This window comes from Actinacidiphila guanduensis (assembly GCF_900103985.1).
GTDB classification, from domain to species: Bacteria; Actinomycetota; Actinomycetes; order Streptomycetales; family Streptomycetaceae; genus Actinacidiphila; species Actinacidiphila guanduensis.
Genome location: NZ_FNIE01000021.1, coordinates 20535 through 43846, shown reverse-complemented (window position 1 = coordinate 43846; position 23312 = coordinate 20535). Strand labels below are relative to the sequence as shown.

Annotated in this window: 26 protein-coding genes; 18 read left to right on the top strand and 8 right to left on the bottom strand. The window is 73.5% G+C overall.

Annotated elements, in window-relative coordinates:
- The first annotated feature begins 27 nt into the window (after nt 1–27).
- Nucleotides 28–816 carry an SGNH/GDSL hydrolase family protein gene (locus BLR33_RS31425; protein ID WP_093788065.1) on the top strand — a complete coding sequence of 263 codons (789 nt, stop codon included), beginning with the start codon at nt 28–30 and terminating at the stop codon, nt 814–816.
- A 167-nt stretch (nt 817–983) separates the two neighbouring features.
- Entirely contained in the window at nt 984–1247 is a 264-nt protein-coding gene (locus BLR33_RS31420) for a hypothetical protein (protein ID WP_093788064.1), read from the top strand.
- A gap of 80 nt (nt 1248–1327) precedes the next feature.
- Here BLR33_RS31420 and BLR33_RS31415 read toward each other — a convergent pair whose 3' ends face one another.
- The 3 genes from BLR33_RS31415 to hmgA are packed head-to-tail and all read right to left on the bottom strand — an operon-like array spanning nt 1328 to nt 4667.
- Nucleotides 1328–2587, bottom strand: coding sequence for a type ISP restriction/modification enzyme (locus tag BLR33_RS31415; RefSeq protein WP_093788063.1), 1260 nt, complete (start codon nt 2585–2587; stop codon nt 1328–1330).
- Between the two features lie 14 nt (nt 2588–2601).
- A complete protein-coding gene (locus BLR33_RS31410; RefSeq protein WP_093788062.1) occupies nt 2602–3348 on the bottom strand; it encodes a GntR family transcriptional regulator in 747 nt (248 codons plus the stop codon).
- Nucleotides 3345–4667 (bottom strand): homogentisate 1,2-dioxygenase, encoded by a 1323-nt coding sequence (hmgA, locus tag BLR33_RS31405; protein WP_093788061.1) that lies wholly within the window; start codon nt 4665–4667, stop codon nt 3345–3347. The genes BLR33_RS31410 and hmgA overlap by 4 nt, the downstream gene beginning before the upstream one ends.
- A gap of 362 nt (nt 4668–5029) precedes the next feature.
- On the opposite strand from hmgA, the gene BLR33_RS31400 reads away from it, so the two are divergent.
- From BLR33_RS31400 to BLR33_RS31390, 3 genes are all read left to right on the top strand, one after another.
- Complete coding sequence (locus BLR33_RS31400) at nt 5030–7267, top strand: molybdopterin-dependent oxidoreductase (RefSeq protein ID WP_093788060.1); 2238 nt, start codon at nt 5030–5032, stop codon at nt 7265–7267.
- Nucleotides 7268–7482: 215 nt separating this feature from the next.
- Nucleotides 7483–8886 (top strand): aldehyde dehydrogenase family protein, encoded by a 1404-nt coding sequence (locus BLR33_RS31395; protein WP_093788110.1) that lies wholly within the window; start codon nt 7483–7485, stop codon nt 8884–8886.
- Between the two features lie 173 nt (nt 8887–9059).
- A complete protein-coding gene (locus BLR33_RS31390) occupies nt 9060–10142 on the top strand; it encodes a zinc-binding dehydrogenase (protein ID WP_093788059.1) in 1083 nt (360 codons plus the stop codon).
- An 83-nt stretch (nt 10143–10225) separates the two neighbouring features.
- Here the strand turns inward: BLR33_RS31390 and BLR33_RS31385 are convergent, their stop codons facing one another.
- The gene (locus BLR33_RS31385; RefSeq protein ID WP_093788058.1) at nt 10226–10762 is read right to left on the bottom strand and encodes a DUF402 domain-containing protein; all 537 of its coding nucleotides are present in this window, start codon (nt 10760–10762) and stop codon (nt 10226–10228) included.
- Nucleotides 10763–10927: 165 nt separating this feature from the next.
- Nucleotides 10928–11554 carry a TetR/AcrR family transcriptional regulator gene (locus BLR33_RS31380; protein WP_093788057.1) on the bottom strand — a complete coding sequence of 209 codons (627 nt, stop codon included), beginning with the start codon at nt 11552–11554 and terminating at the stop codon, nt 10928–10930.
- Between the two features lie 64 nt (nt 11555–11618).
- On the opposite strand from BLR33_RS31380, the gene BLR33_RS31375 reads away from it, so the two are divergent.
- Entirely contained in the window at nt 11619–12767 is a 1149-nt protein-coding gene (locus BLR33_RS31375; protein ID WP_093788056.1) for an acyl-CoA dehydrogenase family protein, read from the top strand.
- Nucleotides 12768–13090: 323 nt separating this feature from the next.
- Nucleotides 13091–13702: a TetR/AcrR family transcriptional regulator gene (locus BLR33_RS31370; protein WP_093788055.1), complete on the top strand. Its 612-nt coding sequence runs from the start codon at nt 13091–13093 to the stop codon at nt 13700–13702.
- A gap of 99 nt (nt 13703–13801) precedes the next feature.
- Here BLR33_RS31370 and BLR33_RS31365 read toward each other — a convergent pair whose 3' ends face one another.
- Nucleotides 13802–14263, bottom strand: a complete 462-nt coding sequence (locus tag BLR33_RS31365) for a MaoC family dehydratase (protein ID WP_093788054.1) — start codon at nt 14261–14263, stop codon at nt 13802–13804.
- Between the two features lie 92 nt (nt 14264–14355).
- A complete protein-coding gene (locus tag BLR33_RS31360; RefSeq protein WP_093788053.1) occupies nt 14356–15309 on the bottom strand; it encodes a helix-turn-helix domain-containing protein in 954 nt (317 codons plus the stop codon).
- Nucleotides 15310–15512: 203 nt separating this feature from the next.
- On the opposite strand from BLR33_RS31360, the gene BLR33_RS31355 reads away from it, so the two are divergent.
- The 11 genes from BLR33_RS31355 (at nt 15513) to BLR33_RS31305 (ending at nt 22359) form a co-directional block, all read left to right on the top strand.
- Complete coding sequence (locus BLR33_RS31355; RefSeq protein WP_093788052.1) at nt 15513–16679, top strand: SDR family oxidoreductase; 1167 nt, start codon at nt 15513–15515, stop codon at nt 16677–16679.
- Between the two features lie 251 nt (nt 16680–16930).
- Nucleotides 16931–17680, top strand: a complete 750-nt coding sequence (locus BLR33_RS31350; protein ID WP_093788051.1) for an SAM-dependent methyltransferase — start codon at nt 16931–16933, stop codon at nt 17678–17680.
- A 146-nt stretch (nt 17681–17826) separates the two neighbouring features.
- Complete coding sequence (locus BLR33_RS31345; protein ID WP_093788050.1) at nt 17827–18117, top strand: gas vesicle protein GvpO; 291 nt, start codon at nt 17827–17829, stop codon at nt 18115–18117.
- Between the two features lie 109 nt (nt 18118–18226).
- Nucleotides 18227–18670, top strand: a complete 444-nt coding sequence (locus tag BLR33_RS31340; protein WP_093788049.1) for a gas vesicle structural protein GvpA — start codon at nt 18227–18229, stop codon at nt 18668–18670.
- A 2-nt stretch (nt 18671–18672) separates the two neighbouring features.
- On the top strand, nt 18673–19386 hold the full coding sequence (locus BLR33_RS31335; protein ID WP_093788048.1) for a GvpL/GvpF family gas vesicle protein: 714 nt from the start codon (nt 18673–18675) through the stop codon (nt 19384–19386).
- Nucleotides 19387–19389: 3 nt separating this feature from the next.
- Nucleotides 19390–19638 (top strand): gas vesicle protein GvpG, encoded by a 249-nt coding sequence (locus BLR33_RS31330; RefSeq protein WP_093788047.1) that lies wholly within the window; start codon nt 19390–19392, stop codon nt 19636–19638.
- 52 nt (nt 19639–19690) lie between these two features.
- Nucleotides 19691–20293 (top strand): hypothetical protein, encoded by a 603-nt coding sequence (locus BLR33_RS31325; protein ID WP_093788046.1) that lies wholly within the window; start codon nt 19691–19693, stop codon nt 20291–20293.
- A complete protein-coding gene (locus BLR33_RS31320) occupies nt 20286–20714 on the top strand; it encodes a gas vesicle protein (RefSeq protein WP_093788045.1) in 429 nt (142 codons plus the stop codon). Before BLR33_RS31325 ends, BLR33_RS31320 begins: the two co-directional genes overlap by 8 nt.
- Entirely contained in the window at nt 20711–21523 is an 813-nt protein-coding gene (locus BLR33_RS31315) for a GvpL/GvpF family gas vesicle protein (protein WP_093788044.1), read from the top strand. The genes BLR33_RS31320 and BLR33_RS31315 overlap by 4 nt, the downstream gene beginning before the upstream one ends.
- Nucleotides 21513–21707 (top strand): gas vesicle protein, encoded by a 195-nt coding sequence (locus tag BLR33_RS31310; RefSeq protein WP_093788043.1) that lies wholly within the window; start codon nt 21513–21515, stop codon nt 21705–21707. The genes BLR33_RS31315 and BLR33_RS31310 overlap by 11 nt, the downstream gene beginning before the upstream one ends.
- Before the next feature lie 154 nt (nt 21708–21861).
- Complete coding sequence (locus tag BLR33_RS31305) at nt 21862–22359, top strand: gas vesicle protein K (protein WP_245771790.1); 498 nt, start codon at nt 21862–21864, stop codon at nt 22357–22359.
- On the opposite strand, the gene BLR33_RS31300 is transcribed toward BLR33_RS31305, so the two are convergent.
- Entirely contained in the window at nt 22310–23242 is a 933-nt protein-coding gene (locus tag BLR33_RS31300; RefSeq protein WP_093788042.1) for a Ppx/GppA phosphatase family protein, read from the bottom strand. The genes BLR33_RS31305 and BLR33_RS31300 overlap by 50 nt on opposite strands.
- Between the last annotated feature and the right edge of the window lie 70 nt (nt 23243–23312).

The following is a 23312-nucleotide window of genomic DNA, read 5'->3' as shown; positions in this document are numbered from 1 at the left end:
GGAAAGCGTCCGAAAGGGTTCACCGACATGTACCGATACGCATCGGCCTTCTCCGCGTTGCTCCTCGCCCTCGCCGCCGTCCTCACGGGCGCGGCCTCCGCCCGCGCCGCCGCGGTCTCGTACGCCGCGCTCGGCGACTCCTACTCCTCCGGTCTCGGCGCGGGTGCCTACGAGTCCGGTGCCGGGGCCTGCAAGCGCAGCAGCAAGGCGTACCCGGAGCTGTGGGCAGCCGCCCACCATCCCTCGTCCTTCGTCTTCGCCGCCTGCTCGGGTGCCACCACCGGTGACGTGACCGCAGGCCAACTGGCGAGGCTGAGTTCCTCCACCGGTCTGGTCAGCATCAGCGTGGGAGGGGATGACGCCGGGTTCCCCGACGTCATGACCACCTGCGTGACCTCCCTGGGCAGCACGTGCCTGGACCGGATCGCGCAGGCCCGCGCCTACGTACGCGACACGCTGCCCGGCCGGCTCGACACCGTCTACAGCGCGATCCGTGCCAAGGCCCCCAACGCCCGGGTGGTGGTGCTCGGTTACCCGCGGCTGTACCAGGTGCCGGGGGACTGCCTGCTCGGTCTCGGGGACACCGAGCGCAGGGCTCTTGACAGCGCCGCCGACGACCTGGACACCACCGTCGCCGCGCGGGCCGCCGCGCACGGGTTCGCCTTCGCCGACGTCCGGCACGCCTTCGCGGGACACGAACTGTGTTCGAAGGCGCCCTGGCTGAGGAGCGTGACGCTGCCGCCGGAGGAGTCCTACCATCCGACGCAGGCCGGCCAGTCGGGCGGCTACCTGCCCGTATTCACCGCTGCGGCATGAGCCGTCGTCACTTTCCGACCGCTCCCGCGGGCATCCGCTCCGGCGTCAACACCCTTGAGTGGAAGGTGAATCGGCGACGAGACGGGCAAGGGGATGCGCACGTGACGCGGCGGGGCGATAGGGTTAACCTGCCCGTGCCGGGTGCCCTCGACAGGGTGGGGAGAGTCATGGAACAGATAGCGATGCACAGCAGGCCCAGAGTGCCTGCCGTCAGTTGCGGTTCGAGCGCGTCGAGCGCGCGCCTGGACCGGCACCTGTCGGTGCTGGCCGGTCCCGCCGTGCCGCAGCGTGACACCGAGGAGGCGACCGTGCTCATGCGCGAGCTGACCTCCCGCAACACCGTCCACACCCGGGCCAACAAGGGTGCCCGCGTGTCGCTCTTCGCCCCGCTCCGCCGTCTGCGCAGGTCGCTGTTCGGCAACCGGGGCTGACCGCACCGGCACCGGACGCCCGTCCGGCCCCCGCGGCGGTCCGCGGCCGACCTCCCCACCGGCCGCAGCGTCCGCCGTGCTCACAGCAGGGCGAACTGCCCGTCAGGGCCCTCCTCGTGGTGCGCCAGGACCGATGCCGGTCTGCGCCTCGCGGAGGGCACCGGCAGCACCCCGGCCGCCCGCAGCGCCACCGCTCCCACCCCGGCGGCGCCCGTGCCGCCGTCTGATGCCGCCGCCAGTTCCCCGGCGAAACTCCGCAACTCCCCGCGGAGCGCGTCCAGCAGCGTCAGCACGCTGATCAACTCCAGGAGTTCGGACGTCGTCGCCCGCGTCCACGCGGGGGGCCGCAGCGCTTCCAGGGAGCCGGGCTCGCCTTCGGCCGTGCGCCGCGCGTACCAGGCTTCCAGCACCCCTACACCGCCCGCGGTCGCCTCCCAGGCGGCGGGCACGACGGGGGAGATCTGTCCGGCGCCGATCCACAAGGTCTGCTCCTGCGGGTCGTAGCGCAGCTCCCCGGGCCGGGGGCTGGCCGGGAGCGGGGCCCTGACGTAGGGGCGGCTGCCCCCGGGTGGTCGCAGCCGGTCGGCGGGCCGGTCCTGGGCCGGGTCGGAGAAGCGGGCGCCTCGGGTGTGCAGCCACAGCGACCTGCGGCCCAGGGCGATGCCCTCCTGCCACAGCGCGGGGTCGCGGGGGAAGGGCACCGCGCAGCCGCGGTGGCTCGGCCGGGCCGCGGCGGCGATCCAGGCGAGCACGTCCTCGGCGCCGGCCTCGGTGCGGACGCGCGCGGACACCCATTCGGTCAGGCCCGGTGCGAGGTTGGGGTCCTGGCCGCCGGGCTGCCGGTAGAGCGGACGGATCAGACCGGGCCGGCCGGCCGGTGAGCGGCCGTCAGGGAGCAGCGCGGAGAAGGTGAGAGCGGGCTCGTCGGTGTCGGGCAGCGGCGTCTGCTCCACGGTGAAGACCTGCCGGCCGTCGACGACCCGCCACAGTTCGGGCCGGGCGGCGTCGATGACCCGGTGGTCGGGTATCAGCCACTGGTGGTCGTGGGCGCCGTGCTGGATGCGTACCGGCTCCGGGCAGGGGCCGTCCTCGCGGGCGAGCGCGGTGGTGGGGGTGCGGTGGCCGGGCAGTTGGGCGACCGGGGTGTGCAGGCCGCGGGCCCTGGTCGGGTGGAAGAGCGCGGCGCGGGTCTCGTCGGGCGCTTGGACCAGCAGGGTCCAGCGGTCCCGCAGACAGGCGGGGTCGGGGGCCATCGGCCAGCTGCGGCCGATGCGCAGGGGGCGCACCGACCATGGCATCAGATCGTGCAGCAAAGGCGCGTCGTCGCTCACTGGAAGCATGCTACTGACGGCCCTCAGGTCGCCTCCACAGTGACGGTGAAGGAGAAGCGGTCGCCCCGGTAGCGGATGTGCACGACATCGACGGCCCGGTCTGTGTCGTCGTAGGTGACGCCGGTGTAGTGGAGTATCGGGCTGAGCAGCGGCACTTCGAGCAGTTCGGCCGTCTCGGGGTCGGCCAGGCGGGCCTCGACGGTGTCGGTAATGCGGCTGATGCGCACGCCGAGTACGTCCCTCAGCACCTTGGTCATCGGGTGGCGTTCGAGGTCGGCGAGGTCGATGCGGGCGCCGAGTTCGGGGCGGACCCAGTTCTGCGCCCAGTTGGTGGGCTCGCCGGAGGCGTCGCGGCGCAGCCGGCGGAAGGTCACCGCCTCGGTGAGATCCGGGAAGTGCTCGGCGGCCCCGGGGGGCAGGGGCGCGGTGCCGTGTCCGATGACCTCCGCACGTTCGCCGGACTGCTGGGCGACGATCGCGTCCACGGAGCCGAGCAGCTTCACCGGGGCGCCGCGCAGGGCGGCTGGCTCGATGAAGGTGCCGCGTCTTCGGCGCCGGGATATCAGGCCCTCCTGCTCCAGTTCCTTGAGAGCCTGGCGCATCGTCAGCACGCTGACGCCGTAGTGGCCGGCCAGTTCCTCCTCGGTGGGCAGCCGCAGGGGCGCGTCGGCATGGCGGCCCAGTATCGAGGCCCGCAGCGACTGCGAGACCTGGTACCACAGGGGCAGCTTGCCGTTGAGTACGAGCGAGTCGGGGGCGAAGGACGTCACGGCCGGAAGTTCCTCCCCAGCCCTTCCCACACCTTGTCGTAGTCCTCCTGACGGTGGACGGCGCCGAGCGCCCGGGCGGTGGGAACGATCGGCCAGCGGGTCTCGAACATGAACGCCAGGCCGTCGTCGACCTTCTGCGGCCGCAGTTCCGCGCTGCTGGCGCGCTCGAAGGTGGCGCGGTCCGGGCCGTGCGCGGACATCATGTTGTGCAGGGAGGCGCCGCCGGGCACGAAGCCCTCCGCCTTGGCGTCGTAGGCCCCCTCGATCAGGCCCATGAACTCCGACATCACGTTGCGGTGGAAGTAGGGCGGGCGGAAGGTGTCCTCGCCGACGAGCCAGCGCGGGGCGAAGACGACGAAGTCCGCGCCGGCCAGCCCCGGGGTGTCGGAGGGGGAGGTGAGCACGGTGAAGATCGAGGGGTCCGGGTGGTCGTAGCTGATGGAGCCCAGCACATTGAAGCGGTGCAGGTCGTACAGGTAGGGCACGTGGTTTCCGTGCCAGGCCACGACGTCCAGCGGGGAGTGGTCGTAGACGGCGGCCCACAGGTGTCCGCCGAACTTGTTGACGACCTCCGTGTCCTCCTCGCGGTCCTCGTAGGCGGCGACGGGGGCGAGGAAGTCCCGTGCGTTCGCCAGCCCGTTGGCGCCGATGGGGCCGAGGTCGGGGAGCTGGAAGGGCTGCCCGTAGTTCTCGCAGACATAGCCCGCCGCCGCGGTCTCCAGCAGCTCCACCCGGAACCGCACGCCACGCGGCACGAGGGCGACGTGCCCCGGTTCGGCGCGCAGCAGGCCGAGTTCGGTGTGCAGGAGCAGGGCGCCGCGCTGCGGGACGATCAGGAACTCCCCGTCGGAGCTGGAGAAGACCCGGCGCTCCATGGAGCGGTTGGCCGCGTACCAGTGGATGCCGATGCCCTCGCGGCGCAGCACGTCCCCGTTGCCCCCCACGGTGACCAGGCCCTGGACGAAGTCCGTGGGGGTGTCGGGAACCGGCAGCGGACCCCAGCGCAGCCGGTTCGGATCGGGCTCGACCTCCTGGAAGGGGGCACTGCGCAACGCCCCGTTGGGGATGCGGCGGAAGGTCGGGTGGGCGGCGGAGGGGCGGATGCGGTACAGCCAGCTGCGGCGGTTGCGGGCGCGCGGCTCGGTGAAGGCGGTGCCGCTCAACTGCTCGGCGTACAGGCCGAAGGGAGCCCGCTGGGGCGCGTTGCGGCCGACCGGCAGGGCGCCGGGGACGGCCTCCGTGCTGTGCTGGTTGCCGAACCCCGGCTGGTAGGCGAGGTCTTTGCCGTCCTGCTGCCCGGTGCTGCTCGTGGCGTCCATGCCTGCTCCCCGCGTCGTGCCCGTGGTGATTCCTATGCTGAGCCATAGGAATCACCACGGCAACCCTCCCGTCCCGCCTGTGGAAAACCCTCCGGCCGGACCTTCGGCGGGCTAATCTGCGTACCGCCGGTACGTTGCCGGTCCGCCCCCGAGACCGGGGAGCAACGGCCGGAGCCGCGATCGGCCGACGAACACTCTTTCGAGGGATAGCGCGCGACTGTTCGATGCGCCATGATCGACAACATCAGCCGAAACCGGGACGAAGCGGGGATCGAACGCCGCTTCGCCGGCGATCACCACGCGTACGACCCACCATGCGAGCGAGACCGCTCCACGCGCCCTGAAGGAAGGGGGAGAGACCGATGCCACGCACCGCACTGCGCATCTGCCCGCTCTGCGAGGCCACGTGCGGACTCAGTCTGACCATCGACGGAACGCGGGTCACACACGCCCGGGGCGACCGGGAGGACGTGTTCAGCGCCGGTTTCATCTGCCCGAAGGGCGCCTCGTTCGGCGCTCTCGACGCAGACCCCGATCGGCTGCGAAGGCCGCTGGTGCGCCGCGGCGGCCGACTCGTGGAGACCGACTGGCCCGACGCGTTCGCCGCCGTGGCCGCGGGAATCGGAGCGGTCACCCGTGCCTACGGAGGGGAGGCGGTCGGGATCTACCTCGGCAACCCCAACGTGCACACCATGGCCGGCAGTCTGTACCCGGGCCAGATCGTGGCCGCCCTGGGCACCCGCAGCGTATTCACCGCCAGCACGCTGGACCAGATGCCCAAGCACGTCTCCTGCGGGCACCTCTTCGGCGACCCCAACGCCATCCCTGTACCCGACCTGGACCGCACCGACCACCTGCTGCTCCTGGGCGCCAACCCGCTGGTCTCCAACGGCAGCCTGGCCACGGCCGCCGACTTCCCCGGCAAGCTCAGGGCACTGCGGCGCCGCGGCGGCCGCCTGGTCGTGATCGACCCGCACCGCACCAGGACCGCGCGGGCCGCCGACCGCCATGTGGCCCCCCGCCCCGGCACCGACGCGGCCCTGCTGCTCGCCATGGTCCACGTGCTCTTCGCCGAGGGGCTCACCGATCCGGGCGAGACGGGGGCCCACCTGCTGGGCATCGAGGAAGTACGGGCACTGGCGGCGGACTTCGCCCCCGAGGAAGTGGCCCGCTACTGCGATGTGCCCGCCGACGACATCCGTGTCCTCGCCCGCGAACTGGCCGGTGCGCGTCGCGCGGTGGTCTACGGCCGGCTCGGCAGCACCGCCGTGGAGTTCGGCACGCTGACCAGTTGGCTGGTGGATGTGCTCAATGCCCTGACCGGCAACCTCGACCGGCCCGGTGGCGCGATGTTCCCGCTCGCCGCCACAGCCCGGGCACCCAGGCCACCCGCTCCGGGCAAGGGCTTCCGCACCGGCCGCTGGCACAGCAGGGTCTCCGGGCGGCCTGAGGTGAAGGGCGAGCTGCCCGCGGCCGCGCTCGCCGAGGAGATCGACACCGAGGGCGAGGGCAGGCTGCGCGCGCTGATCACCATCGCGGGCAACCCGGTGCTCTCCGCGCCCGACGGCCGCCGCTTGGACCAGGCGCTGGCCGGGCTGGAGTTCATGGTCTCCGTCGATCCCTATCTCAACGAGACCGCCCGCCACGCCGATGTCATCCTGCCGCCGCCTCCGCCGTCCCGAAGCGCCCACTACGACTTCGCGTTCAGCACGCTGGCCGTACGCAACACGGTCCGCTACACGCCGCCCGCGGTGCCCCTGGACGAGGGAGCGCTCGACGAGCCGGAGATCCTGGCCCGCCTCGCCCTCGCTGTCCTGGGGCAGTCCGGCCCCGACGCCGACCCGGCCGCCGTGGACGCCCAGACGATCGGCCGCCGACTCGCCAAGGAGACCGCCGACCCGCACTCGCCGGTCCACGGACGCGACGCGGGACAGTTGGCCGCCGCGCTCACCGGCGCCACCGGGTACGAGAAGCGGCTCGATCTGATGCTGCGCCTGGGGCCGTACGGGGACGGATTCGGTGCCGATCCGGAAGGGCTCACCCTGGACCGGGTGCTGGCGCATCCGCACGGAATCGACCTGGGGCCGTTGCAGCCCAGGTTGCCGGAGGTGCTGCGCACGCCCTCGGGGAAGGTCGAGCTGGCCCCGCCGGAGATAGCGGCCGACGTGCCGAGGCTGCGTGCCGCAGTGCGGGCAGGTGCGGAGGGCGACGGGCTCGTGCTGATCGGCCGCCGCCACCTGCGCTCCAACAACTCCTGGATGCACAACGTGCCGGCGCTCACCGGCGGCAGCAACCGCTGCACCGTGCAGCTCCACCCCGAGGACGCCGCGCGACTCGGCCTGGCGGACGGTGACCTCGCCAGGATCAAGGGCGACGGCGGCGAGATCACGGCACCGGTGGAGATCACGGAGGCGGTGCGCCGCGGGGTGGCCTGTATGCCGCACGGGTGGGGGCACGACCGGGAGGGCACGCGGCTGGAGAGCGCGGGGCGGGAGCCGGGGGCGAACGTCAACCAGTTGCTGGACGGTTCGCGGCTGGACCCGCTCTCGGGCACGGCGGTGCTGAACGGTTTCCCGATACGCATGGAGGCGGCTCGCTGAGTCCGGAGCTTGTGAAGCTGCGGGGCGCTGGGTTCGTGGGGCGCTGACTTCGTAGGGCGGTGGGCGCGCGGGCGGGCGGCGGGGAATCGGGTGCGGGGCGAGGGGCCTGGCCACGAAAAACTATCGGCGTTAGTTTGGCGCTGAACGCTAAGGGCGAGCTGGGAGGCAGCGGCGTGGACGGCAGGACGGAACCGGCGGGCGGTGCGCAGGCGCGTATCCAGCAGGCGCACGACGGCCTGTTCATCGACGGCAAGTGGAGCCCGGCGGCGGCCGGGGAGTGGATCGACGTGGTGGACCCCGCGAGCGAGCAGGTCATCGGGCGGGTGCCGGCAGGCGACGGCCGGGACGTGGACGCGGCGGTGCGGGCCGCGCGGGCGGCGCTGCCCGGGTGGGCGGCCACCGCGCCCGCCGAGCGGGCCGCCGTGCTCGCCGCAGCCAGGGACCTGATGGCCGAGCGGAAGGAGGAGATCGCCGCCACGGTGACGGCGGAGCTGGGCTCGCCGTTGCGGTTCTCCGCGGCCGTGCATGCGGCGCTGCCGATCACGGTGATGGGCACGTACGCCGATCTGGCGGCCGAGTTCGCCTTCGAGGAGCGGATCGGCAACTCGCGGGTGTTCCAGGAGCCGGTGGGCGTGGTGGGCGCGATCACGCCGTGGAACTACCCGCTGCACCAGATCGTGGCGAAGGTGGCGCCCGCGCTCGCGGCAGGCTGCACGGTGGTGCTCAAGCCCGCCGAGGACACGCCGCTGGTGGCGCAGTTGTTCGCGGAGGTGCTGGAGGCGGCCGGGGTGCCCGCGGGGGTGTTCAACCTGGTCACCGGGCTCGGGCCGGTGGCAGGGCAGGCGCTGGCCGAGCACCCGGACGTCGACATGGTCTCCTTCACCGGGTCCACCGCGGTGGGGCGCAGGATCGGTGCCGCGGCGGGTGGCGCGGTCAAGCGGGTGGCGCTGGAGCTGGGCGGCAAGTCGGCGAACGTGATCCTGCCGGGTGCGGACCTGGCGAGGGCGGTGAACGTCGGGGTGGCCAACGTGTTCGCGAACTCCGGCCAGACGTGCAGTGCCTGGACCCGGATGCTGGTGGACGCCGCCCGCTACGAGGAGGCGGTGGAGCTGGCGGTGGCGGCCGCGGCGAAGTACGTGCCGGGTGAGCGGTTGGGCCCGGTGGTGAACGCCAAACAGCGCGAGCGGGTCCGCGGCTACATACGCAAGGGCGTGGCGGAGGGCGCCAGGCTCGCGACCGGCGGCCCGGAGGCACCGGAGGGGCTGACCACCGGGTACTACGTCCGCCCGACGGTCTTCGCCGACGTGGAGCCCGGGATGGTGATCGCGCAGGAGGAGATCTTCGGCCCGGTGATCGTGCTGATCCGGTACGAGGACGAGGAGGACGCGCTGCGCATCGCCAACGGCACGGTGTACGGGTTGGCCGGGGCGGTGTGGGGAGCGGACGAGGAGCAGGCGGTCGCCTTCGCGCGGCGGATGGACACCGGGCAGGTGGACATCAACGGTGGGCGGTTCAATGCGCGGGCACCGTTCGGCGGGTACAAGCAGTCGGGAGTGGGCCGGGAACTGGGGGCGCACGGGCTGGCGGAGTACCTGCAGACGAAGTCGCTCCAGCTCTGAGCCCTCCCCGCTCCCCGGCCCCCACTCTCCGGGCGTCCTCGCTTTCACCACTCTCTGGACTCGCTGGGCGTCCTCGCCTGCATCCGTCATTGCCGCACAACCGCGGTACCGCACCCGCTGCACACCGCACCCGCACACCGCACCCGCACACCGCACATCGTTCAGGAGGCATCGTGGTTCGCGCCGCTGTACTGCCGGAGGTCAACGCGCCGCTGAGGGTGGCCGATATCGAGTTGCCCGGGCCGGGGGCGGGGCAGGTGCGGGTGCGGTTGGCGGCGGCGGGGGTGTGTCACTCGGATCTGTCGCTGTCGAACGGGACGTTGCGGCAGCCGGTGCCTGCGGTGCTGGGGCATGAGGGGGCGGGCACGGTGGTGGCGGTGGGGGAGGGCGTCACGCATGTGGCCGTAGGGGATGCGGTGGTGCTCAACTGGGCGCCGGCGTGCGGAGCGTGCCACTTCTGCGGATTGGGCGAGCCGTGGCTGTGTGCGAACTCGGCGGCGGGCGCGGCCGAACCGTACGCGCGGCTCGCCGGGGACGGGAGCGCGCTGTACCCGGGGCTGGGCACGGGGGTGTTCGCGGAGGAGACGGTGGTGGCGGGGAGCGCGGTGCTGCCGCTGCCGGACGGGGTGCCGTTGCAGGACGCGGCGCTGCTGGGGTGTGCGGTGCTGACCGGATACGGGGCGGTGCACCATGCGGCGGCGGTGCGGGCAGGCGAGACAGTCGCGGTGTTCGGCGTGGGCGGGGTCGGCCTGGCGGTGCTGCAGTCGGCGCGGATCGCGGGTGCGGGACAGGTGGTGGCGGTGGATGCGGCAGCGGGGAAGGAGGAGCTGGCGAGGGCGGCGGGAGCCACGGAGTTCGTGGTGGCGGGGGAGGACACGGCGAAGCGGATCCGTGGGGTCACCGGAGGGTACGGGGCGGATGTGGCGATCGAGTGCGTGGGGCGGGCCGAGACGATCAGGACCGCGTGGTCGTCCACGAGGCGTGGCGGCCGCACGATCGTGGTCGGGATCGGCGGGCAGGAGCAGCAGGTGACGTTCTCGGCGCTGGAGCTGTTCTACTTCGGGCGGACGCTGAGCGGTTGCGTGTACGGCAACTGCGACCCGGCGCGGGACCTGCCGGTGCTGGCCGGGCATGTCCGCGAAGGGCGATTCGACCTGGGGCAGTTGGTCACCGACCGGATCGGGCTGGACGGCATACCGGCGGCGTTCGAGGCGATGACCGCCGGGCGGGGTGGGCGCGCGCTGGTGGTGTTCTGACCGTACGACCGGCCCTGACCGGGCAGGCCGTACGGGGAGCGCGACCGGGCAGGGCAGGGCGGGTCGACGAAAGGCCGGGCCCGTCAGGCGACCATCGCGAGCCAGGGGAGGTGGGCGCCGCCGAAGGGGCCGATGCCGTTGGCGACGGCGGTCATCAGCCACTGGGCGGACTGCTCGGCGGAGCGGATGACGTCGGCGGGGTAGCCGTAGCGGACCTGGTGCTCGGCGAACTCGTCCTCGTCCACGAGGAGGGGGAGGTCGGCGCCGCGCTTGCGCAGGACATCGAGGTCGAGGTCCACCATGGTGACCTCGGTGGGAGAGAGCCAGCGGGGAGGAGTCGTGATGTCGCAGTAGATCTCCGTCGTGCGCGGGGCGTCGTTGAAAACGGCCGTCCACCAGGCGTCGCGCGGGAAGAGGATGACATGGGCCTCGGGCAGAGGGACCTCGGGGTTGTGGCCCTTGCGCATCACGCCGTTGGCGGGCAGGCCGAGCCAGGTGCCGTGCTCGTCCTCGCCGAGGCGGCGCATGCGCAGGTTCCAGTGCAGGGAGCCGTCGTACTTGCGGTAGTTGACCTGGACGAGGGTGCCTGCGGGAGCAGGTTCGGCAGCGATGTCGGTCATGCGCGTCATCCTGTCACCGCAACGGCCGTACAGGGCACCGGATTTGCCGCGAGCGGCACCAGGCCGGGCGAGCCGGGGACCATCCGACCGCACCGTCCGACCGCACCGTCCGACCGCACCGCCTATCGCACCGTCCGGCGAGCCCCCGGACCGCACGGAACCGCCTCAGCGGAACTGCAGGGCCAGCCCGTCCACCAGCGCCCGCAGGCCCGTCTCGAAAGCCGCGGCGTCCACCTGCTCGCGGTGGTCGGCGAGGCGGTGGGCCTGGCCGAGGTGGGGGTAGTCGGCGGGGTCGTAGGCCGCCGGGTCGCCGACGAAGCCGCCGGCGAAGGTGCCGAGCGCGGAGCCCGTGACGAAGTACCGCATCAGCGCCCCGATCCGGGTGGCCTGCGCCGGCGGCCAGCCCGCCTCGACCATGCCGCCGAAGACGGCGTCGGCCATCCGCAGGCCGGCCGGACGCAGACCGGGGCCGACCGCGAGGAAGGGCACGATGTTCGGGTGGGCGGTGAGGGCGGCGCGGTAGGAGCGGGCCCACTCCAGCAGGGCGGCGCGCCAGTCGTGCCGGCCGTCGCCGAACATCGACACGTCGACGTTGCCGATGACCGTGTCGGCGGCGGCGTCGAGGATCGCCTCCTTGGTGGCGAAGTGGTTGTAGAGCGAGGGCCCGCTGACGCCGAGTTCCGCGGCGAGCCGCCGGGTGGACAGCGCGGCCAGGCCCTCGGCGTCGATGAGGGCGAGCGCTGCCGCCACGATGCGGTCGCGGCTGAGCAGGGGCTTGCGGGGGCGTGCCATGCGGCACATAGTAGAGGCTGCCGACAAGAAACTAGCGGTGCTAGTTTGGAAGGGCTGGAGCGCAGTGGACCTTGAGCTGTCCGAGGAGCAGGCCGCCGTCCAGGCGCTGGCCAGGGACTTCGCCGACCGCGAGATCACTCCCCACGCCGCCGAGTGGGACAGGGCGGAGAGCGTGGACCGCGGCATCGTCAAGAAGCTCGGCGCGCTCGGCTTCCTCGGCCTGACCATCGGCGAGGAGCACGGCGGCTCGGGCGGCGACCACCTCGCGTACTGCCTGGTCACCGAGGAGCTGGGCCGGGCCGAGTCCTCGGTGCGCGGCATCGTCTCCGTCTCGCTCGGCCTTGTCGCCAAGTCGATAAACACCTGGGGCACCGAGGCGCAGAAGCGCGACTGGCTGCCCCGGCTCACCTCCGGCGAAGCGCTCGGCTGCTTCGGCCTCACCGAACCCGGCACCGGCTCCGACGCCGCGAACCTCACCACCCGCGCCATTCGTGACGGCAGCGACTACCTGCTGACCGGCAGCAAGATGTTCATCACCAACGGCACCTGGGCCGACGTCGTCCTGCTCTTCGCCCGCACCGGCGGCGAGGGCCACCGCGGCATCAGCGCCTTCCTCGTGCCCACCGATGCCCCCGGGCTCATCCGCCGCGAGGTGCACGGCAAGCTCGGCCTGCGCGGGCAGGCGACCGCGGAGCTGGTGCTGGACGCCGTACGGGTTCCGGAAAGCGCCCTGCTCGGCCCCGAGGGCAAGGGCTTCTCGGTCGCCATGTCGGCCCTGGCCAAGGGGCGGATGTCGGTGGCCGCGGGCTGCGTCGGCATCGCCCAGGCGTGCCTGGAGGCGGCCACCGGGTACGCCGGGCAGCGCGAGCAGTTCGGCACGCCGATCGCGGGCCACCAGCTGGTGCAGGAACTGCTCGCCGACATCGCCGTCGACGTGGACGCCGCCCGCCTGCTCACCTGGCGGGTCGCCGACCGCATCGACCGCGGTCTGCCCTTCGCGACCGAGTCCTCCACCGCCAAGCTCTACGCCAGCGAGGCCGCCGTCCGCTGCGCCAACAACGCCCTCCAGGTCTTCGGCGGCTACGGCTACATCGACGAGTACCCGGTCGGCAAGCTGCTGCGCGACGCGCGGGTGATGACGTTGTACGAGGGCACCAGCCAGATCCACAAGCTGCTCATCGGACGAGCGCTGACGGGAGTGTCGGCGTTCTGAGCGCGGTGTTCTGAGCACGTACGCGGGCGTTCGAGCCGAGCGGCTGCCCCGCCTTCGGGCCTCTCTCCGCCCGTGTCCCTATACGTTCGCGCGCCGCCCGCGCCCCTGCGCGTTCGCCCGCTTTTGCCGCGCCCCTCCCCGCGCCTGTGTACGTTCGCGCGCCTTCCCGCGCGCCCCCCGTCCGCGCGCCTTCCCGCGCCCGGCCCCGCCGTACGCGTCGCTCGCCCGCGCTCCCCAAGAGCACCCACCAGTGCCGCTAAGCGCTTGCTCACCCTTCCCGGTAGGGTGTGACCCTGTCAACCGACGGGTGTGAGGAGCGGGCAATGAGCGCGGAGGCGGCAATCCAGGCATGGGGCGAGATCACCCCCGACGCCGCCAGGCGGCTGGTGGTCGCCGCGGTCGAGGCGTTCGCCGAGCGCGGGTACCACGCCACGACCACCCGGGACATCGCGAGCCGGGCCGGCATGAGCCCGGCCGCGCTCTACATCCACTACAAGACCAAGGAAGAACTGCTCTACCAGATCAGCAAGGTGGGCCACGTGCGCTCGCTGGCGATGCTCGAGGAGGCTCGGGACGCCGAGGGCACCGCGGCCGAGCGACTGGCCGCCGCCGTACGCGCCTTCGTCCGCTGGCACGCCGAGCACCACACGACCGGCCGCATCGTGCAGTACGAGCTGGGCGCGCTCGCCGAGGAGCACTTCGCGGAGATCGTCGTGATGCGCCGGCAGAGCGAGGAGGCGATCCGCTCGGTGATCCGGGACGGCGTCGCTGCCGGGGAGTTCGACGTGGCCGACGTCTCCGGCACCACCCTGGCGGTGCTCTCGCTGTGCATCGACGTGGCGCGCTGGTTCAATCCGGCCGGCCACCGTACGCCCGACGAGGTGGGCGAGCTCTACGCCGACCTCGTCCTGCGCATGGTCCGCCGAGCGGACTGACCCCGGCGCCTGGCTGTACGTGGCACCGCGAGCAAGCAGCCCGCCACGACCGCCGCGGCCCCGCCGCGCTCTGCCACAAGGCCCGGCACCAAGCGCGCCCTACAAGTAGAACCGCACCACCGTCTCCGCCACACACACCGGCTTCTCCCCGCCCTCGCGCTCGATCGTCACCTGCGCCACCAACTGCACGCCCCCGCCAGCCTCCGCAACCTCGGCCAGCTTCGCCGTGGCCCGCAGTCGCGAGCCGACGGGCACCGCCGCGGGGAAGCGCACCTTGTTGACGCCGTAGTTCACGGCCATCCGCACGCCCTCGACCCGGTACAGCTCCGCGGCCAGCGACGACACCAGCGAGAGCGTCAGGAAACCGTGGGCGATCGTGCTGCCGAACGGACCGTGCGCCGCCCGCTCCGTATCGACGTGGATCCACTGGTGGTCGTCGGTCGCGTCCGCGAACAGCTCGATCCGCTTCTGGTCGATCTCCCGCCAGTCCGTCGGGCCGAGCTGCTCGCCCACGGAGGCACGCAGCTCGTCGACCGAGGCGAAGATACGGGGCTGGGACATGGGGCCTCCTGCAGGGCACGGTTCCGGGGTACACCGGTTTCCAAGCGCTTGCTCAGCTACGGCCTCAGCATGGTTGCGCAGGGCCTGAAGTGTCAACGCGTCCCCCTGACCACGTCGCCCGTCCCGCCCACCGCCTCCTCGGCGGCCCGCTCGCCCACCACGCCCGCCCCCGCACCGGAAGGCCCACCCGGTGGCACACTCGGCGGTCCCGCCGCCCCGTCCGCCGTCCGCCGCGCCAAGTGCGCCAGCAACAGCAGCCGCTCGTGCGACACCGACCCCGGCTCCGCGTGGTACGTCACCAGCATCTGCCCCGGCGCCCCCGGCAGCGCCAGCTTCTCGTAGTGCAGGTCCAGGTCACCGACCTGCGGGTGCCGCAGCAGCGCCACCCCGCTCGTCGTCAGCCGCACATCCTGCCGCGCCCACAGCGTCCGGAACCGCTCGCTGTGCACGCTCAGCTCCCCGACCACCTCCAGCAGCCGCGGATCGTCCACCCCCGCCGCCACCGAGCGCAGATACGCGACCGTCTTCGCCGTCATCGCGTCCCAATCCCGGTAGAACGCGCGCATCTCCGGCTCCAGGAAGGCGGCACGCAGCGTGTTCACGCCCGCGGCGAAGAGCGGATTGAGCGCCACCGCCATCGGGTTCGCGGCCAGCGTCAGCATGGTGCGGCCGTGCACCATCGCGGGCGTGGTCTCCCAGGTGGCGATCAGCGTCCGTACGCCAGGGCTCACCCGCTCGGGCCGGCCCGGACGGCGCCGCGCGGGCGGCCGCAGCGGCCGGGCGAGGGCCCGCAGGTACGCCTCCGCGTCCGGTTCCAGCCGCAGCGCCCGCGCGATGCTGTCCAGTACCTGGTCGGAAGGGTGCTGGTCACGGCCCTGCTCCAGTCGCAGGTAGTACTCCACGCTGATCCCCGCGAGCAGCGCCACTTCCTCGCGCCGCAGCCCCGGCACCCGCCGTCGCGCGCCCTCGGGCAGTCCCACCTCGCCGGGCCGCAGCCGCTCGCGGCACGCCCGCAGGTAGTCGCCGAGTCCGCTCGCCGTCGCCATGCCGCCAGCGTACGGCGACCCCGCCCGCGCATCCTGTCCCCGCGGGTACCAGGGCCGGCAGGGGCTTACTGCCCGTGACCGGCGCGGGCACGATCGGAGGCGAGGCCCGCCGAGGGGCGCCCGCAGAGCGCACCCGCGGAGGGCCGCGACCCGAAGACCACGGGCCCGCCGAACGCGGCCCACCAGGACAGGAGCGACACGGCATGAGCGGGGAACGCGTACTGGTCACCGGCGGCTCGGGCTTCCTCGCCGCCCACTGCATCGCCCAACTCCTCGAACGCGGCTACCGGGTCCGTACGACGGTCCGCTCGGCCGCGCGCGAGCCGGACGTGCGGGCCATGGTCGCGGCGGGCCGCGCCCTGAACGGCACCCGCACCGCCGCTCCGGAGGCCCACGCAAAGGACGCTCCCGCACGCAACGCCCCCGCGCCCAATGCTCGCGGCCCGGTCCCGGACACTGCCTCGGACGCCCCCGCCTCGGACGCCCCGGCCCCCACCAGCCCCACCCCGGACCCCCTCACCTTCACCCTCGCCGACCTCTCCGCCGACGACGGCTGGAGCGAGGCCGTCGAGGGCTGCGCCTACGTCCTGCATGTCGCCTCGCCCTTCCCGCCGGGCGCGCCCAAGGACGAGGACGAGGTGATCACTCCCGCCAGGGAGGGCGCCCTGCGCGTGCTGCGGGCGGCACGCGACGCCGGGGTGCGCAGGGTCGTGCTCACCTCCTCCTTCGCCGCCATCGGCTACGGCCACCCGCCGACCGAGCGGCCGTTCACCGAGGAGGACTGGACCGACACCGCGAGCCCGGGCGTCGGCGCCTATGTGAAGTCCAAGGCCCTGGCCGAGCGTGCCGCCTGGGACTTCGCCGAACGCGAGGGCGGCGCAATGGAGTTGGCCGTCGTCAACCCGGTCGGGATCTTCGGGCCCGTGCTCGGCCCCGATTACGCCTCCTCGATCGGCCTGGTCAAGCGGCTGCTGGAGGGCGCGATGCAGGGCGTGCCGCGGATGTACTTCGCCGTGGTGGACGTCCGCGACGTCGCCGACCTGCACCTGCGGGCGATGTCCGACCCCGCGGCCGCCGGGCGGCGCTTCCTGGCCGCGGCGGGCGACGCCGTCGGCCTGCGGGACATCGCCGCGCTGCTCAGGCACCGCCTCGGCCCGGCCGGCGCGCGCGTGCCGACCCGCAAACTGCCGGACTGGTCGGTCAAGTTCGCCGCCCGGCGCAACCCGGAGGCAGCCGCCATGGTCCCCAACCTCGGTGTCATCCGGCACGTCCGCAGCGACCGGGCCCGCCGCCTGCTCGGCTGGCAGCCGCGCTCCTGGGAGGAGACGGTGCTCGCGACCGCCGAGAGCCTGACAGCGCTGCCGTCGTAGGACCGCGCAGGACCGCGCAGGACCGTCGCAGGGCCGTCGCAGGGCCGTCGCAGGACTCGGTCGCGCGGCCACCGCCGACTCCCGGCTGCCCCCGAACGCGCCGGCCGCCACCCCCGATCGGTACCTCCGCGCCGCATACCGTTTGGCGTCCGGCCGCCCCTTCCGGCACGATGCGCGGGTTCCGCCCCTTTTCCGGGGCACCCACGGCCGGGACCCGCGCCGGCCCCGCCGCCGCAGCACCGAGGAGCCGCATGAGCCTGCGCCACCACGAGATCGCCGAGTCGGGACACCGCATCCTCAACCCGATCACCGAGGAGAAGCTGATGCTCCTCGGCCGGATCTGCCGGCTGCAGAAGGGGCAGCGGGTGCTCGACCTGGCCTGCGGCAAGGGCGAGATGCTGCTGCGCTGGGCCGAGCGCTACGGCGTCGGCGGTGTCGGGGTCGACATCAGCCAGGTGTTCCTGACCGCGGCCCGGCTGCGGGCGGCGGAGCTGGGCGTCGGCCCCGAAGTGGTTTTCGAGCGGGGCGACGCGGCCGCCTACGAGGCCGAGCCGCACGCCTTCGACGTCGTCTCGTGCCTCGGCGCGACCTGGATCGGCGGCGGCGCGGTGGGCACGGTCGAGTTGCTGCGCCGGGCGCTGAAGCCGGGCGGGCTGATGCTGATCGGCGAGCCGTTCTGGGCGGACGGCGTGCCGGAGGAGGCGTACGAGGCGGTCGGCGTCGAGCCGGAGGAGTACCTGTCGCTGGCCGGGACAGTGGACCGGTTCGCGTCGGCGGGCATGGAACTGGTCGAGATGGTGCTCGCCGACCGCGACAGCTGGGACCGCTACGCGGCCGAGCAGTGGTTCACGATCGACGAGTGGCTGCGGGCCGTTCCCGCCGACCACCCCGACGCCGCCGACATGCGCGAGTTCCTGGACCACAGCCGGCGCCGCCATCTCACCTACCAGCGTGAATACCTGGGTTGGGGCGTGTTCGTGCTGCGGGAAGCGCGCGGCTGAGAGCCTGCCGCGCAGGCGGCCCCGCCGACCGGGTCCCGGGGCGGCGCCGGCAGGCGGGTGCATACGTCCGGAAGGTCGGGGGCAGGCGACCTCCAGCCGCGGTGACGCGGTCCTGCCTCATCGGACCTACCCGTCTGGAACGAAGCATGACGACGAAGGAAGACAGCACCGACTCGGGCGAGCGCATGCCGCTCGCCCGGGTGATGCGCGAGGTCATCGGCCAGATGGCCGAGTTGCTGCAGTGCGAGCCGGCCGGGGTGTCGGCGGTGGAGGCGACGGACCGCGGATGGCGCGCGCACGTGGAGATGGTCGAGCTCCCACGGGTTCCCGACACCACGAGCGTGATGGCCTCCTACCGCGTGGACACGAATTCGAACGGCGAGGTGCTCGGCTACGAGCGCGTCCGCCGTTACTCCCGGGGGCAGGTGGACCGCTGACTCCCCGTCGACCCGGCTCGAACCGCGGCCGGCCGGTGCGCACGCGCGCACCGCTGCCGCGCGGGCCCGGGGCGGGGCGCGGCCGCACGGCCCCAGAAAGGAATGCGGCATGAGTGTCGTCACGCAGAGCAGTTCCTCCGTCTCTCGCGGCGGGGGCTCCGGAAACCTCTACGACGTCCTGGAGCTGATCCTCGACCGGGGGCTCGTCATCGACGCCTTCGTGCGCGTCTCCCTGGTGGGCATCGAGATCCTGAAGGTGGACGCCCGCATCGTGGTGGCCAGTGTGGACACCTATCTCCGCTTCGCCGAGGCGTGCAACCGGCTGGACCTCGAAGCCGGCCGCAAGGCGCCCTCGCAGCTCACCGACCTGGTCGGCGAGGCCACCGAGTCCGGCGCGAAGGGCAAGTCCAAGGGCGTGCTGGCCGGCGCCGCCGAGGCGATATCCGAGACGATCCACGGCGGCGACCGCGAGGGCGACGAGGAGAAGAGCAGTTCCGGCAGGTCCGGCAGCAGCAGCAGCCGGCGGACGGCCTCGCGGCGCAAGGAGGACTGAGCGTGCCCACCTATGTCTACGGCATCGCCGGCAAGGAGCACCCGCTGCGCGTGGAAGGGCTCAAGGGGGTCGGCGAACCCGCGCGCGAGCTGCGGGTGCTGACCTCCGGGCAGCTCGGTGTCGTCGTCAGCGACGCGCCCGAGGGGCTGCGCGCCAAGCGGCGGGACGTGATGGCCCATCAAGGGGTGCTCGAACACCTGCTGTCCGAGGGCCCCGTACTGCCGATGCGCTTCGGCCTGGTCGCCCCCGACGACGAGCAGACCATCGCCTCGGTGCGCGAGCGCGAGCAGCAGTACACCGACCGGCTGGCCGAACTCGACGGCTGCCGCGAGTACAACGTCAAGGTCTCCCGGGACGAGGACGACCTGCTCCGGCAGGTGCTCGCCGAAGTGCCCGAGGCGCGCCGGCTGAACGAGCTGGCCCGCGAACGCCCCGGCGACCGGCGGCTGAAGATGGAACTCGGCGAACTCGCCGCCCAGCAGGCGCAGGCCCGGCAGCAGAAGGACGCCGCCCGCATCATGGACGCCCTGACGCCCGCGGCGGTGCGCACCCGCGAGGCGCCGGCCACCGGCGGGACGTTCCTCAACGTCTCCTTCCTGGTGGACCGCAAGCAGGCCGCGGCCTTCGCCGAGGCGGTGCACGGCGAGGCGGAGCGCTGCGGCGACGCGTACGCCTTCCGCACCAGCGGCCCCCTGCCGCCCTACAGCTTCGTCTGAGCCGTGGGACTGGTCAGCGGGCTTCTCGGCCTGCCGCTGCTGCCGGTGCGGGGCACCGTGTGGGTGGTCGGGCAGGTCGTCGCCGAGGCCGAGCGGGAGATGTACGACCCGGCGCCCGTACGGGAGCAACTGGCCGCGCTGGAGCGGGAACTGCTCGACGGGCGCATCGACGAGGCGGAGTTCGACCGGCGCGAGGACGAGCTGCTGGACCGCCTGGAGTGGCTGGAGTCCCGCTCCCAGCAGGGCGGTTGACGGCAGCCGTCCGACCCGAACCCGAACCCGAGCTGAACGAGGTGCAGGTGCGATGATGACGAACGCGAAGGTGGCGGCCGCCCTGGCGGGCGGGTACGCCCTGGGCCGCAGCAGGAAGGCCGGGCTGGCCGTCGGGGTGGGCGTGTGCCTGGCCGGCGCCGCCGGCAGTCGCTTTGTCGACTCGGCGGTGCTGAAAGCCGCGCTGAGCCGTGCGCCGGTCCTGCGCAGAGTGGACGTCGACGCCGTGGAGCGCGCGGTCGGCGCCACCAGGGCGGCCACGACGCAGGCGCTGACGAAGCGGGCCGGCGGCCTGGCCGGCACCCTGCGCGAGCACGTTCCCGCAGCGGGCCTCGGCAACGGGGTCCGGAAGGCGGCGGGGGCCCTGGGCGGGCCGGACCGGGAAGCGGCCGGCGAGGAGTCAGGGCCGGACAAGGCCAAGGCGGCGCCGGCGAAGAAGGCCGCCGCCAAGAAGACCGCGCGCAAGCCCGCGGCGAAGACGGCCGCCAAGAAGACCGCGGCGAAGAAGAGCGCTCCCCGCAAGAGGACGGGCGGCACGTCGTCGGGCAGCAGCGGGCGCAAGTCCGCGAGCAGCGCCCGCTCGTCGTCCCCTCGGGGCGCGCGCCGGACCGGCGGCGAGGGCGGCGGCGATGCCTGAACCCGGCTTCGGCCTGGCCGGCCGTACGGGACCGCCGTCGGTGGCCGACCCGTACGGCCAGGGTCCGGGTGCCGCCAACCTCGCCGACATCCTGGAGCGGGTGCTCGACAAGGGCATCGTCATCGCGGGCGATGTGCAGATCAACCTGCTGGACATCGAGCTGCTGACGATCAAGCTGCGGCTGCTGGTCGCCTCCGTGGACAAGGCGAAGGAGATGGGCATCGACTGGTGGGAGCACGACCCGTCGCTCTCCTCGGGTGCCCGTGGCGGGAACCGCGACGGCGGCCCGTCGCCCGGCGAACTCGCGGAGCAGAACCGCGAACTGCGGGCCGAGATCGAGCGGTTGCGCGCACAGGCCGAGGTGCCGGCGGGGTCCGGTCGCGGTACGCGCGCCCACACGGCCGAGGAGGCGGACCGATGAGCGCACGGACCGGCGTGGCCACGCTCTGCTACGTGTACGCCGTCGCCCGCGACACGCCGGAACTCGACGCCATTGCACGCCGGTTGGGCGCCGTCGGCCCCGCGGCGAGCCCGCTGCGGGCGGTACGGGCCGAGGGCTGGGCCGCTTTTGTCTCCGACGTGCCCGCCGACCGGTTCGGCGAGGAGGGCCTGCGGGCCCAACTGGACGACCTGGGACGGCTGGAGCAGCTCGCCCGGGCCCACCACGAGGTGGTGGCCGCGCTGTTCGGCACCTTGACCGTGCTGCCGATGCGCCTGGCGAGCGTCTACGCCGACGACGCCGGGGTACGGGGCATGCTGGCGCTGAGCGCGCGCACCTTCGAGCCCCTGCTGCAACGGCTCGACGGGCGGCGGGAGTTCGGCGTCAAGGTGTACGCGGAGCCGCGCCCGGCATCCCGTACACCCGCAGCGGGTGGTCCGGCCGCCTCCGGGCGCGAATACCTGCGTATGCGGCGGGCCCAGCGCGAGGGCGAGCGGCGCTCCTACGGCGAGGCCGAGGCGATGGCCGAGCGGGTGCTGGAGCGGGCCGGGCAGTTCGCCGTGGCCTGCGTACGGCACCGCCCGCAGGCCGGCGTGCTGTCGTCCGCCGCCGGCGAGAACGTCGCCAACCTGGCGTTCCTCGTCCCGGCCGCGCAGGAGGACGCCTTCCGCGCCGCCCTCGACGCGCTCGGTAGCGTCCGCCCGGGTGTGCGGGTGGAGGTCACCGGCCCCTGGGCGCCGTACTCCTTCGCCACGACGGCCGCCGCGCAGGAGGAAACCCATGCTTCCTGAGCCCAGGGACGCCGCGCCCGCCCAGCGGCAGGTGGCGCTGATCGACCTGCTGGACCGGCTGCTGAACGGCGGCGCCGTGCTGACCGGGGACGTCGTGCTGTCGGTGGCGGACGTGGACCTGGTGCACATCAACCTGCGGGCGGTGATCCGCTCCCTGGGACCCGGCGCGCCGGCGCCCTGGTGAGCGCCCGTCGGTGGACGGCGCCACCCTGATACGGCACCGGACGCGAGACATGAGGCCCGGCGCGGCCGTGCCCGGTCGGTCCCTGTGCGCTGCGCGCCACGGAGCCGACCGGGCACGGCCCGGCACACCGTACGAACGGAGCGAGGCGGTAGCGATGACCGACGACCGGTGGAACGACGTGGCAAGGGCCGCGGCCCAGGCGTTCGACCTCCTCCCGGGCGCGGCCGCCCGGGACGGCGACGGCGGAGCGGCGGGCGGCGACCCGAACAGCGTGAACGGCGTGAACAGCCCGACCGGCGAGAGCCATCGGAACGGCACGGGCGGTTCCACGGGCGGCAGCGGCGGCCCCTTCCCCCGATCCCCCCGCCCGCTGCCTGCCGGCCGGGTGCGCGCCGACCCCGACACGGTGGAGCGCGACCTGATGAAGCTGGTGCTCACCATCGTCGAACTGCTGCGGCAGTTGATGGAGCGGACCGCACTGCACCGGGTGGACCAGGGCGACCTGACGGAGGATCAGGAGGAGCGGCTGGGCATGACGCTGATGGTGCTCCACGACCGCATGGCCGACCTGTGCGAGCAGCACGGCCTGGCCATGGAGGACCTCAACCTCGACCTGGGCCCTCTCGGTACGCTCCTGCCGCAGGGCGGCTGAGTGCGAGCCGTTCCAGGAGCAGGCCCTCGCGGGTGGACCACGGGCAGATCTCGGCGGCCTCGGCCCCGCACGCCTCCATCAGCGCCTCCGCGACCAGCGCCCCGGCCAGCGACTGCCCGGCGCGGTGCCGGGAGATCCCCGGCAGCCCCCCGCGCTGGGCGAGCGGGGTACGGGCCAGCAGCCGGACCGCGGCGTGCAGCCCGGCGCGGGTCAGCACCCGGGGGTCCGCTCCCGGAACGTCGGCGGCGGCCAATGCGGCTAGCTGCTCGAAGGTCTTGGAGCAGGCGAGCACGCGTACGCCCGGTCCGGCCGCGGGCAGTTCGGGAACGGACGCCAGCGCGCGGCGCAGGTGGCTGCGGGCCGGGGAGAGGTTCTTGCCGGAGCCCCTGATGAGGCGGTCCCGGGTGACGCGGCGGGCGCCCAGCGGCAGCGAGAGCGCCCGGTCCGGGCGCGCCGCCGCACCCGCGGCGACCTCCACGGTGCCGCCGCCGATGTCCAGCACCAGCAGCGGGCCCGTCCCCGGGCCGGCCCAACGGCGGGCGGCCACATAGGCGAGCCGCGCCTCCTCCTCACCGCTGAGCACGCTGAGCCGGGTGCCGGTGGCCTGCGCCACGCGGCCGATGACCTCGTCGCGGTTCGGCGCGTCCCTGATCACGGAGGTGGCGAAGGCGAAGACCGAGGCGTCCGGCCGGGTCCGCGCCACGGCCCGCTCCACACTGCGCACCCCGGCGTCGTCCAGCCGCCCGGCGTCGTCCAGCGTCCGGTGCAGCCGCAGCCGCACCTTCCGGGAGAAGACCGGCTCCAGCCCCGCCCCGGGCGCCGCCCGCACCACCGTCAGCAGCGCGCTGTGGCACCCGACGTCGAGCACCCCCGCCTGACGCATACGTCTCCCCCCGTCCTTCACACCCGTTAACCTGCACGCCCCCCAAACGCCGCACCACGTTACCCCTGCC